Below are 11,756 nucleotides of genomic sequence, written 5' to 3'. Positions count from 1 at the left end.
ATCATCATGAAGGACGGCAAAGTTTACAAGAACACGCTTGGCGGTTGAGGCCAGTCTCGAATCGATTGCCTATACGGTCAGACGCGGGATTGTGCCGATGAATAGACCGCTATCACGTGATGAAAGGTCGGCCGAGGAATATCGGGAGGTCCATGTCGATTCCGGAGTTGGTGAGATGAACTCTGCGGTCCACGAAACCGCGATAGCGGCGCGCCAATCGGTTCTAGTCGATCTCGCCTTGCGTAAACTTGTCGAGAATCCTCGAACAGATCAGTGAAACGCGTTGGCTCCGCTTCCATCGCGCTTCTCTGTAGCGCGATCAGTGGTCGGGACCGGGCGCTTGCGCGATTTTCGCGTTCTGCTCGCCGGTACTTTCGCCAATGCGCATCAGCCCGTCGAACTCGATGGCGTCCTGCCGGTCCATTGTTTGATCTCGTCCGGCTCCAGAAAAGAAAACCCGTCGATTCCCGCAAGGCGAGCTGCTTGACGCCATAAGGCGGCGTCGATCCTTTGCCGCACCAATCCCTCCGCCTCGCTTTTGGCCTTGGACGGGGTAAACCGGGTCATGAGGCCCGCCAGCCCCAGGCCTGAGAACGCGGGCCCGATGCCGGCGCACCGGTAGTCACGGGTTTCCAGGCTCACAATGAGCTTGCCCGAGATATGGCAAGCGGCAAGTGCGGCCATCTGAAGCGAGAAACCCACGTATGACCACGCCGCCGCAGGTACCGACCGGACGCCATTCGAACTTCGTGTGGACCATTGTTGTGGACCACCGCGGTTCTCGAAAGCTGCGGGTTCGAAGTCTTTGATCTGTTAGGTGAAATTCGAGTGTGGCTGGGGAACTAGGATTCGAACCTAGACAAACAGAGTCAGAGTCTGTTGTGCTACCGTTACACCATTCCCCAAATGATTCAATGACTTACGGGAAGTCGCGTTAGGAATCATCCGGACGGGGCGAATGCCCGTTCTGGCCGGGTTCTAGCCCGACCTCGGCGACCTGCGCAAGCGTCTCCTGCGTCGGCAGTGCAATATCTGAACAGTCTGCCTTCGCGCTGCGCGAGACAGCGGCGCTGCGGACATGTGGCGAACTCGAAGCGCTTGCGAATCGCCCCGACCTCAAACGTGCGATGAGAAGCCGGTTGATTGCTGTTTACACAACTTGTGGGAGTGCGTCTTTTCGGCGCATCTTGGGCGGAACTTACGCGCGGTATTTAGGTACAAAAATTCCGAAAACCCCTATGGCTGAGGCACCTTTAGAATTCGCGTGCTGCCGGATTTACGAACAATTCACCTAATAGGGCCAACTTGGAACCACGAATTTTGCTTCAGAAGATGGTGAAAAACGATCGGATTTCACCGATCAAGCCATCACCGTCGATCGATTGCCCCACCAACCACACCGCACGTTGCGGACCAACGGTCTAAGACCGAGGGATACTTTGTCATGCTTGCCAGCCTGTCCATTCGCGCCAAAATCACTACCGTTCTCGCCTTCCTGCTGATCGCCATGACAGGCATGGGCCTGCTCGCGGTTCGCAAGATGCAGGCGATCAACGCGAATGCGGTGGATATCCAAACCAACTGGCTGCCGAGCATCAAGGCATTGGGCGAACTGCGCGCGGGTACCATCACCTATCGCAACGTGATCCGTCAGCACATGCTGTCGGAGACGCTGGACGAGAAGCTCGCTAATGAAAAGACGTTGGAGACGGTCGTGGCCAGCAACGCCGCCATCCGCGCCAAGTACGAGAAGGTGATCACCTCGGCCGAGGAGCGCGCCATTTACACGGAATGGACGCAGCTCTGGGACGCCTACAAGAAGGGGACGCTGGATGTGATGGATCTGTCACGCAAGAGCGTCGGCAAGATCCCCCATGACGCGCAGGAGCTGAATACCAAGACCGTCAATCCGATCGGGCTCAAGGCCGACGTTCTCCTCAACAACGACATTGAACTGAACAACCGTGGTTCGGATCAGGCGGGCAAGGATGCCGGCGACAGTTACGACAGCGCCTTTATGTTGCTGGCGATCATTCTCACTGCTTCGGCCGTGATCGGCATCGGCGTCGGCATCTACCTGGTCAAGGACGTATCTTCGGGCATCGCCTCGATCGTCAAGCCGATGCAGGCGCTGGGCGCTGGCGACCTGACAGCGGTGGTGCCGCACCAGGGCATGAAGACCGAAATCGGCACGATGGCGGACAGTCTGCAGGTGTTCAAGCAGGCGCTGATCGATAAGAAAGCGGCGGACGAGGCCGCAATGGTCGATGCCGAAGCCAAGATCGAACGCGGTCGCCGCGTCGATGGCATCACCCGCGATTTCGAAGCGATGATCGGCCAGATCGTCGATACCGTGTCGTCGGCCTCCACCGAACTCGAAGCCTCCGCCAGCACGCTGACTGCGACCGCGGAGCGCTCGCAGGAACTCACCACCGCCGTTGCGGCGGCTTCGGAAGAAGCCTCTACGAACGTGCAGTCGGTGGCATCCGCCACCGAAGAAATGGCCTCGTCGGTGAACGAGATCAGCCGCCAGGTGCAGGAGTCGGCGACGATCGCTGGCCAGGCCGTCGATCAGGCACGCAAGACCAACGATCGCGTGGGTGAACTCGCAAAAGCCGCCGCCCGCATCGGTGACGTGGTCGAGTTGATCAACACCATCGCCGGGCAGACCAACCTGCTGGCGCTGAACGCGACGATCGAGGCCGCCCGTGCCGGTGAAGCCGGTCGCGGCTTTGCGGTGGTCGCTTCCGAAGTGAAGGCGCTGGCGGAACAGACTGCAAAAGCCACGGGCGAGATCAGCATGCAGATCTCCGGCATTCAGGCGGCGACGCAGGAGTCGGTCAACGCCATCAAGGAAATCGGCGACACCATCGGCCGGATGTCGGAAATCTCCTCGACCATCGCCTCGGCGGTGGAAGAGCAGGGCGCGGCGACGCAGGAGATTTCCCGCAACGTCCAGCAGGCGGCGCAGGGCACCATGGAAGTGTCGTCCAACATCACCGACGTGCAGCGCGGCGCCAGCGAAACCGGCTCGGCCTCGTCGCAGGTGCTGTCGGCGGCGCAGTCGCTGTCATCCGACAGCAACCGGTTGAAAGTCGAGGTCGGCAAGTTCCTGAGTGCCGTTCGCGCGGCCTGATCCAACCGTGGAGCCGACCTGGCGCGATACGCGCCAGGTCGGCGAGCGACCCGCCGCATGGCCAGATTCGGCACCGGCCCGCCGGCCGCTTCAATTCAAAATGTCTTCTTGGCGATCTCTTAGTCATTTGCTGCAACGATGACGATTGCTGGCCGTGCCTTTCGCGTCAAGGGAACTACGACCTCCGCGTGTGTTATTTAAAGACGTTTCATTGAAAAATGCGAACCGCAGTCGCTTAATCTTAGAAAGAGATCATGACACCGCTGGATTACGAGTATCTGCAGAAGATTCTGAAGGACCGCTCCGGCCTGATGTTGTCGGCTGACAAGAAATATCTGCTCGAGAGCCGGTTGTTACCGCTGGCACGAAAGGTCGGCGTGCCCGGCATCAGCGAACTCGTCCAGAAGATGAAGGGCGGATCGCAAACGGTCATCGACGACGTGGTCGAGGCGATGACGACCAACGAAACATTCTTCTTCCGCGACAAGACGCCGTTCGATCACTTCAAGGACACGGTGGTGCCCGCGATGATCAAGGCACGCGCCGGCAAGCGCAGCCTGCGGATCTGGTGTGCAGCCGCCTCGACAGGGCAGGAGCCGTATTCGCTGGCCATGATCCTGAAGGATTTCGGCGCGGCATTGAGCGGCTGGCGCGTCGAAATCATCGCCACCGATCTGTCGCCGGAAGTGCTGGAGAAATCCCGTGCCGGGCTCTATACCCAGTTCGAAGTGCAGCGCGGCCTGCCGATCCAGTCGCTGGTCAAGCATTTTACGCAGGTCGGCACCATGTGGCAGCTCAATGCCGATGTCCGATCGCTGGTCCAGTTCAAGCAATTCAACCTGCTGCAGGACTTCACCCATCTCGGCAAGTTCGACATCATCTTTTGCCGTAACGTGCTGATCTATTTCGACCAGCCGACCAAGAGCGACATCTTCGGCCGGCTCGCGAAAGTCAGTGAAGCCGACGGCTACCTGTTTCTCGGCGCGGCGGAGACCGTGATCGGCCTCACCGACAAGTACCGCGTCTGCCCGACGCGCCGCGGCGTCTACATGCCGAACGACATGCGCGCCGCACCCTCGATCGTGCCGGGCATGGTTGCGACGAAGCCGATGTCCGCTGGCGTTGGTAAATAGGACCACCGAATGGCAGCCGAAAACACAGGACCGGCGCGCGTTACCTTCGGACGCGGCTACAATGTCTGGATCATGGCTATCGACGGCACTTGGCGCCGCAGCTGTCTGCTTAAGGCAGTCTCCGCCAACGATGCCGAACTGACGCTGGAAGGATCGATCGAGGGCCTTAATCTGAAAGAGTTCTTCCTGCTGCTGTCCTCGACCGGTCTGGCCTATCGTCGCTGCGAGCTGGTGAAGGTGAACGGCGCGGAGATCGACATTCGCTTCCTCAGCACGAAGGGCGGCAAGACCAAGAAGCCTGCTGCAAGAACCGAAGGCATGGCTGACGCCTGAGACGTTCGTTGCCTGCAGGTCTGCAGGCCGACTAAATTCAATCGAGGTGGATCACTTCCGGATTGATATCGGCGAGCTCGCGCTGCGCCCGGCGTTCAGCGAGGCATTCATTTACCACAGCGAGCAGCGCAGCAGGCGTGAATGGTTTGCGCAAGCAGCGCGTTGCGCCTAGTTCGATCGCCATGCGCAGGAAATCCGGTGCAGGTGAATTGTGCTGCGCGAAGGCGTAGCCGGAGATTGCGATCAGTGGCACCAGCGGTGCACGCTGGTGAAACACCCGGATCGATTCGAAGCCGCGCATGTGCGGCATGAAGATATCGACGATCATCGTATCGAAGCTGTTGCCTTCGAGCGCATGCAGGCCGGTGACGCCGCCGTCGGCCAGCACCGCCTCGAACCCCTGACGCTCAAGCGACAGTTTGATAGACAAGGATACCAGCGGATCGTCGTCGACAACCAGAATCCGGTTCATGAGGCGCCCCCGCACTGGAATAAGTTGTTAGAACGTCAACACCCTGCTACCAACGCGCAACGGCGAATCACTATTGGTAGCCACTTTCGAACGTTCGTCGCAAACATGTCTGCACTGAATCGTGCATATGCCGGCGGCACTACAATTATCGCTTGCCAATTCGTTAAGACCAACCATCGTGGCGGTGTTGCGATTGCGTCCGCGTTGGCTTCTGGGACAGTCGCGCTTCCTGGATCAGATCGGCAGGGCAACGTGACGTCGATGCCGCGTTCAACTAATCATCTGCTGGCGTCGCTACCGGACGCCGCCTTCGAGCTGCTCGGACCGCACCTGCAGGCCGTCGATCTGGTGCACGAAGCGGTGCTGGTGCAGGCCGGCGATCCGCTGACGCATGTGTATTTTCCGCACAGCGGCGTGATTTCGCTGGTGGTAAGTCTCGCCGGGGGCGAGATGATCGAGGTAGCGATGATCGGTCGCACCAGCATCATGGGGGCGTTCGCCGCCTTGGAAGACCGGATCTCGCTGAACCATGCGATCGTGCAGTTGCCGGGCACCGCCTCAGTGCTCGAGGTCGAGCGTTTTCGAAAAATCGCCGAACACAATACGGCGCTTCGCGATCTCATAACGCGCCACGAGCACTTTCTGTTCGCCCAGGCGCAGCAGTCCGCGGCGTGCAATGCCTCGCACGGGGTCGAGGCGCGGCTGGCGCGCTACCTGCTGCAACTACGCGACTTGTCCCGCAGCGATACATTGCTGCTGACCCAAGAGCTGTCGGCGCAGATGATCGGCGCGCGGCGCAACAGCGTGTCGATGGTCGCCAACACGTTGCAACATGCCGGCGTCATCCGTTACAGCCGCGGCCATATTGAGATCCTCGATCTCGCACGGCTGCGCAAGGCGGCATGCGAATGCTACGTCACCGTGCGGTCGCATCACGACCGGCTGCTGAGGTCGTAACGTCTGCGACAAAAATTCGCTGTTGCCGCTTTGCGCAGGGCGTGAGCATGGTGCGGCATGAGCATTTTCTTCGAAGAACTGGATTTCCGCCCGACCTCGATGGGCGTGCTGACGCTGCGGCGTCGGCGCAAGCCAGGGACGGATGTCGACGTCTATGAAATCAAGCTCGGCGACGAGTTTCTGATGTCTAGCGCGTTCACCGCCGCCGAGATCGCGTTGGCCGATATCGGCCTTTCGTCGCTTTCGCAGGATCCGCTACCGCGGGGCAAGCTCGACGTGGTCGTCGGGGGACTTGGTCTCGGCTACACCGCGCAGGCCGTGCTGACGAACCAACGCGTCGGTTCGTTGATCGTGGTCGACGCGCTGCACGAGGTGATCGAATGGCACCAGGCGGCCCTCATTCCGGTCGGCCGGGAGTTGTCCGCCGACCCGCGCTGCCGGCTGGTGCACGGCGACTTCTTCACGATGGCGACGTCGGCAGATGGCAGCTTCGATCCGGCCGCACCAGGGCGCCGCTTCGACGCCGTGCTGGTGGATATCGATCACGCCCCCGATAAGCTGCTGCATCCGAGCCATGCGGTGCTTTACACCGCTGCCGGCCTGCGCAGGCTCGCCGATCATCTCAAGCCCGGCGGCGTGTTCGCGCTGTGGTCGAACGATCCGCCCGAGCCAGTATTCCAGGCATTGCTGGGCAGCGTATTCGGCGCAGTGCAGGCGCATGTGGTGAGTTTCGAGAACCTCGGCGGCGACGACGAGGTCTCCAACACCGTCTATGTCGGCACGAAGCAGGCGCCAGCGGCGTAGTCGAGCCCAGACCTCTCCACGTCGTCCCCGCGAAGGCGGGGACCATACATTCTGCAGATATGTTTGGCGCCGTGGAAGCGACGGCGCTTAGGCTACGGCCTCGGCGGGTATGGGTCCCCGCCTTCGCGGGGACGACTCGCGGATGGTCTCGTCCGCTTCACTCGGCGGCTTGCTTTGCAGCGACGGCCCGGGGCTCTTCGTCGTCCGCCTTTCTCCGTCCCCATCCCAAAATCGCGTTCGAGAACTGGTCGAGATACACATAGATCACCGGCGTGGTGAACAGCGTCAGCATCTGGCTGACGATCAGGCCGCCGACCATGGCGTAGCCGAGCGGCTGCCGGATCTCCGATCCGGTGCCGGTACCGAGCATCAGCGGCACGCCGCCGAGGATCGCTGCCATGGTGGTCATCATGATCGGGCGGAAGCGCAGGATTGCCGCCTTGCGGATGGCAGCCTCCGGCGACAGGTGCTCGTCGCGTTCGGCCGCGATGGCAAAGTCCACCAGCATGATGCCGTTCTTCTTGACGATACCGATCAGCAACACGATTCCGATCAGGGCGATCAGGCTGAAGTCGAAGCCGAACAGCATCAGGATGGCGAGCGCACCAACGCCGGCCGAGGGCAGGGTGGAGAGAATCGTCAGGGGGTGGATGTAGCTCTCGTAGAGAATGCCGAGGATCAGATAGACCACCACCAGTGCCGCCATGATCAGCAGCGGCACCGTGGCCAGCGATTGCTGGAACGCCTGCGCGGTGCCCTGGAAGGTGCCGCTCAGCGTAGAGGGCGCATTCATCTCCTGCATCGCATTCTGCACCGCCTGGGTCGCCTGGCCGAGCGCGACGCCCTGGCCGAGGTTGAAGCTGATGGTGATGGCGGGGAATTGGCCCTGGTGGCTGATCGACAGGGGCCGTACCGGCACCGTCGTCCATTTCGCGAAAGCCGACAGCGGCACCTGGTCGCCCGTCGTCGGTGATTTGATATAGATCTTGTCCAGCGTATCGAGCTTGCCCTGCAGCTCCGGCAGGATCTCCAGAATAACGTGGTAGCTGTTCAGCTGCGTAAAGTACTGCGCCACCTGTCGCTGGCCGAACGCGTCATACAGCGTGTCGTCGATCAACTGCGGCTGGATACCGAACCGCGAGGCATTGTCGCGGTCGATGGTCAGGGTCAGCGTCGTGCCCTTGGTCTGCTGGTCGGTGGCGACGTCGCGCAGTTCCGGCAGCTTCTGCATCCGCTCGAGGATTTTTGGCGCCCATTCGTTCAGCTCGGCGAGGTTGGCGCTCTGCAGCGTGTATTCGAACTGGGTGCGCGTGGCGCGCCCGCCGAGCCGGATGTCCTGCGCCGCCTGCATGAACAGCCGGGCGCCCTCGACCTTGTCGAGCTGCGGCCGCAGCCGCGCGATGATCTGCTGCGCGCTGGCGTTGCGTTCGTCTCGCGGCTTCAACGTGATGAACATGCGGCCGGTGTTGAGAGCACCGCCGCTGCCGCCGACCTGCATCGCCACGCTGGCGACGTCGGGATCGGCCTGCACGATCTTGCCGAGCGCTTCCTGGTGCAGCTTCATGTCGGCAAAGGAGATGTCCTGCGCGGCTTCGGAGGACGCCGAGATCAGCCCGGTGTCCTGTTGCGGAAAGAAGCCCTTGGGAATAATGACGAACAGATAGACCGACAGGCCGAGCGTGGCGAAGAACACCATCAGCGTGGTCAGCCGCCAGCGCAGCACCACGTCGAGCCCGCGCGTGTAGGCGCGCAGCAGCGCATCGAAGGCGCTCTCGCTGATCATGTAGAGCCGGCCGTGCCTGGCGTGCTTCTCCTCGCGCAGGAAGCGCGACGCCATCATCGGCGTCAGCGTCAGTGACACCACTAAGGAGACGAAGATGGTCATGGTGAGCGTCACCGCGAATTCGCGGAACAGCCGGCCAATGATGCCGCCCATCATCAACAGCGGGATCAGCACGGCCACCAGCGAGACGCTGATCGAGACAATGGTGAAGCCGATCTCGCCGGCGCCCTTGAACGCCGCATCCATCGGCGTGTCGCCTTCCTCGATATAGCGGGTAATGTTTTCCAGCATGACGATGGCATCATCGACCACGAAGCCGACCGAAATGGTCAGCGCCATCAGTGATAGATTGTCGAGGGTATAGCCGAATACCCACATCAGCGCGCAGGCGCCAAGCAGCGCCAGCGGCACGGTGATGCTGGGAATGATGGTCGCCCAGACGCTGCGCAGGAACACGAAGATCACCATCACGACCAGCGCGATGGTCAGGAGCAGGGTGAACTGCACGTCTTCCACTGCGGCGCGGATGGTCTGGGTGCGGTCGCTGATGACATCGACCTTCACCGAAGGCGGGATCGCCGCCACCAGCCGCGGCAGCGCCGCCTTGATCTTGTCCACGGTCTCGATGACGTTGGCGCCGGGCTGCTTGAAGATCACCAGGAACACGCCGCGCTTGCCGTTGGCCCAAGCCGCCTGCTTGGCGTCTTCGGGGCCGGTGACGGCCTGGCCGACGTCGCGGATCCGCAGCGGGCCACCGTTGCGATAGGCGACGATGACATCGTTCCAGTCCTTCGACTGCGGCAACTGGTCGTTGGCGTAGATGGTGTAGCTACGGGTGGCGCCGTCGATATTGCCTTTCGGGCTATCCACCGTAGTGATGGCGATCTGGGCGCGGACGTCTTCCAGCGACAAGCCCTTCGCTACCAGCTTGGCGGGGTCGATCTGAATCCGCACTGCCGGTTTCTGCTGACCGCCGATCGAGACCTGCGCCACGCCGGAAATCTGGCTGATCTGTTGCGCCAGTTGCGCATCGACGGAATCGCTGACCTCGGTGATCGGCAGGGTGTCCGACGTCGCCGACAGCAGCATGATCGGCGAATCCGCCGGGTTCACCTTGCGATAAGTCGGCGGGCTCGGCAGGTTTTTTGGCAAGGTCCCGCCGGCGGCGTTGATGGCCGCCTGCACGTCGTTGGCAGCACCATCGATAGCGCGGTTGAGGTCGAACTGGATCGTCACCGCGGCGGTGCCGAGCGAACTGGTCGAGGTCATCTGCGCGACGCCGGGGATCTGCGCGAGCTGTCGCTCCAGCGGCTGAGCCACCGACGATGCCATGGTTTCCGGGCTGGCGCCGGGCAGGGTGGCAGCCACCTGGATGGTCGGGAAATCGACCTGCGGCAGCGGCGCCACCGGCAGCAAGGGATAGGCAACGAGGCCGACGAACAGGATTCCCGCCATCAGCAGCGAGGTGGCAATCGGGTAGCGGATGAACGGCGCCGAGATGCTCTCGCGGGGGCTGTCCTTCATCTTACTGCGCCTTCGCAGGAGAGGCGTCCGACGTCGCAACAGGCGTGGCCACCACCGATCCCGGCTGCACCTTATATTGCCCGGCGGTGATCACCCGGTCGCCGGCGCTGAGTCCGTCCTCGACTACCGTGCGGCCATCGATCGAACGGCCGACCTTGATCTTCCTCAGCTCCGCCTTGTTGTCGGCGCCGACCGCGAAGGCGTAGAGCCCATCGGCGCCGTGCTGAACAGCGTCGTCGGGGATCACCACGGCGTCCTTCAGCGTGGTCACCAGAAGCCGCGTCGATACCGAGAGGCCCGGCCACAGCAGATGGTCCTTGTTGTCAAAGGTCGCCTTCAGCCTGATGGTACCGCTGGTGGTATCGACGGTGTTGTTGACCACCGCCAGCGCGCCTTCCGAAAGGACGCGCTTGCCGTCGGTCGTCAGCGCCATCACTTTCAGCGGCTGCTTGGCCTGCGCCTCGTTGATATCGACCAGATTTTGCTCGGGCGCCGTGAAGATCACGGCGATCGGTTCGATCTGCGCGATGGTGACGATGCCGGTTTGCGTCGAAGCATTGACGATGTTGCCCTGATCGACCTGGCGGAAGCCGACTACGCCGGAGATCGGCGCCTTGACGGTGGTGTAATCGAGCTGGGTCTGGGCGTTGGAGATCGCGGCGTCGTCGGCCGCGATCTGCGCGGTGAGCTGCGCCACGGTGGAGCGCTGGGTGTCGGTCTGCTGCTTGGTCGCGAACTCGCCGAGCTTGGTGTAGCGCTGCAGATCGACGTTGGCGTTGGCCAGATTGGCTTCGTCCTGTGCCTTCTTGGCCTTGGCCTGGTCGAGCGCCGCCTGGAACGAGCGCGGGTCGATATGGGCGAGCAAGTCACCCTCCTTGACCAACTGCCCCTCCTTGAAGGCGATCTTGTCGATCTGGCCATCGACCCTCGTGCGCACCACGACGGTGTTGAAGCCCTGAACGGTACCTAGTCCAGCAAGATATACCGGAAAGTCGGTTTTCTCGGCCGAGGCCATCTTCACCGGGATGGGCGCAGGACCGCGCGCCTTCTGGGCGCTGGCGGCCTGCTCGGCCTTTCCGACGCCGTCGTAATGGCGCCAGGCGGCATAGCCTCCTACCAGCCCCAACGCTACGATGACCGGGACAATCCAGCGGGAGCGTTTCGGCGTGGCCATGGGGATCCGATCAGTGGCTTGGTGAAACCGTCGTTCATCAAAGGCGCGCAAAGCCGTGCCGGCAGCGAACGGCTCCAATCGGATTAAATAGCTGGTTCAATGCTGTAAACACACGACTGCTTGAAATCGCCGTACATTGCCAAAACTTCATGTTTGACAGGCGGATAGGTCGTTGCGACGTGCAACTTGCGCGGTCGGAATCCGGCCGAAGACAGGGCTGTCTCAGCATGGCGAAAGCAGCGTTCGGCGCCGCGCCGGAGTTGTAAGTACGCCTGGGCTCGGCCATAGCAACGGCCGCTGCAGTCGCGCTATCGCGCGGCGAACGAACAAGCAAAGCCGGAGCGGACAATGGACGAATTGAACGGACGAATGATTGCGTGCCAGATATTGATCACCGGACTGATTGCCCGCGTCGCCAACGACTCGTCCGATCCGCTACG

9 protein-coding genes and 1 tRNA gene are annotated in these 11,756 nt (G+C 61.8%); 5 read left to right on the top strand and 5 right to left on the bottom strand.

What is annotated here, in order from left to right; genetic code table 11:
- Positions 1 to 387 precede the first annotated feature (387 nt).
- Together JWR89_RS23960 and JWR89_RS23955 are read right to left on the bottom strand one after the other, a co-directional pair.
- Entirely contained in the window at positions 388 to 684 is a 297-nt protein-coding gene (locus tag JWR89_RS23960; RefSeq protein WP_299720695.1) for a hypothetical protein, read from the bottom strand.
- Between the two features lie 147 nt (positions 685 to 831).
- Positions 832 to 905, bottom strand: a tRNA-Gln gene (locus JWR89_RS23955).
- Positions 906 to 1,444: 539 nt separating this feature from the next.
- On the opposite strand from JWR89_RS23955, the gene JWR89_RS23950 reads away from it, so the two are divergent.
- The 3 genes from JWR89_RS23950 to JWR89_RS23940 all read left to right on the top strand — a co-directional run bounded on the left by JWR89_RS23950 (position 1,445) and on the right by JWR89_RS23940 (position 4,602).
- On the top strand, positions 1,445 to 3,136 hold the full coding sequence (locus JWR89_RS23950) for a methyl-accepting chemotaxis protein (protein ID WP_299720694.1): 1,692 nt from the start codon (positions 1,445 to 1,447) through the stop codon (positions 3,134 to 3,136).
- Between the two features lie 254 nt (positions 3,137 to 3,390).
- Positions 3,391 to 4,269, top strand: coding sequence for a protein-glutamate O-methyltransferase CheR (locus JWR89_RS23945; protein ID WP_299720693.1), 879 nt, complete (start codon positions 3,391 to 3,393; stop codon positions 4,267 to 4,269).
- 9 nt (positions 4,270 to 4,278) lie between these two features.
- Positions 4,279 to 4,602, top strand: a complete 324-nt coding sequence (locus tag JWR89_RS23940) for a PilZ domain-containing protein (protein WP_299720692.1) — start codon at positions 4,279 to 4,281, stop codon at positions 4,600 to 4,602.
- Positions 4,603 to 4,639: 37 nt separating this feature from the next.
- Here JWR89_RS23940 and JWR89_RS23935 read toward each other — a convergent pair whose 3' ends face one another.
- Positions 4,640 to 5,074, bottom strand: coding sequence for a response regulator (locus JWR89_RS23935; RefSeq protein WP_299720691.1), 435 nt, complete (start codon positions 5,072 to 5,074; stop codon positions 4,640 to 4,642).
- Positions 5,075 to 5,098: 24 nt separating this feature from the next.
- Between JWR89_RS23935 and JWR89_RS23930 the strand changes: the two genes are divergently transcribed.
- Positions 5,099 to 6,031: a Crp/Fnr family transcriptional regulator gene (locus JWR89_RS23930; protein WP_366143010.1), complete on the top strand. Its 933-nt coding sequence runs from the start codon at positions 5,099 to 5,101 to the stop codon at positions 6,029 to 6,031.
- Positions 6,032 to 6,088: 57 nt separating this feature from the next.
- Positions 6,089 to 6,835, top strand: coding sequence for a spermidine synthase (locus JWR89_RS23925; RefSeq protein ID WP_299720690.1), 747 nt, complete (start codon positions 6,089 to 6,091; stop codon positions 6,833 to 6,835).
- A gap of 157 nt (positions 6,836 to 6,992) precedes the next feature.
- Here the strand turns inward: JWR89_RS23925 and JWR89_RS23920 are convergent, their stop codons facing one another.
- Positions 6,993 to 10,142 carry a multidrug efflux RND transporter permease subunit gene (locus tag JWR89_RS23920; RefSeq protein ID WP_299720689.1) on the bottom strand — a complete coding sequence of 1,050 codons (3,150 nt, stop codon included), beginning with the start codon at positions 10,140 to 10,142 and terminating at the stop codon, positions 6,993 to 6,995.
- Position 10,143: 1 nt separating this feature from the next.
- On the bottom strand, positions 10,144 to 11,316 hold the full coding sequence (locus tag JWR89_RS23915) for an efflux RND transporter periplasmic adaptor subunit (protein ID WP_299720688.1): 1,173 nt from the start codon (positions 11,314 to 11,316) through the stop codon (positions 10,144 to 10,146).
- Positions 11,317 to 11,756 lie beyond the last annotated feature (440 nt).

It is taken from the genome of Tardiphaga sp., from assembly GCF_028290785.1.
GTDB lineage: Bacteria > Pseudomonadota > Alphaproteobacteria > Rhizobiales > Xanthobacteraceae > Tardiphaga.
The sequence above is the reverse complement of the archived record's forward strand: the minus strand, read 5'-3'. Positions and strand labels throughout refer to the sequence as shown.

Bases quoted from the DNA above. Each gene is read 5' to 3' on its own strand.
- JWR89_RS23960 (WP_299720695.1), bottom strand. From the start codon at position 684: ATGGCCGCACTTGCCGCTTGCCATATCTCGGGCAAGCTCATTGTGAGC.
- JWR89_RS23950 (WP_299720694.1), top strand. From the start codon at position 1,445: ATGCTTGCCAGCCTGTCCATTCGCGCCAAAATCACTACCGTTCTCGCC.
- JWR89_RS23945 (WP_299720693.1), top strand. From the start codon at position 3,391: ATGACACCGCTGGATTACGAGTATCTGCAGAAGATTCTGAAGGACCGC.
- JWR89_RS23940 (WP_299720692.1), top strand. From the start codon at position 4,279: ATGGCAGCCGAAAACACAGGACCGGCGCGCGTTACCTTCGGACGCGGC.
- JWR89_RS23935 (WP_299720691.1), bottom strand. From the start codon at position 5,074: ATGAACCGGATTCTGGTTGTCGACGACGATCCGCTGGTATCCTTGTCT.
- JWR89_RS23925 (WP_299720690.1), top strand. From the start codon at position 6,089: ATGAGCATTTTCTTCGAAGAACTGGATTTCCGCCCGACCTCGATGGGC.
- JWR89_RS23920 (WP_299720689.1), bottom strand. From the start codon at position 10,142: ATGAAGGACAGCCCCCGCGAGAGCATCTCGGCGCCGTTCATCCGCTAC.
- JWR89_RS23915 (WP_299720688.1), bottom strand. From the start codon at position 11,316: ATGGCCACGCCGAAACGCTCCCGCTGGATTGTCCCGGTCATCGTAGCG.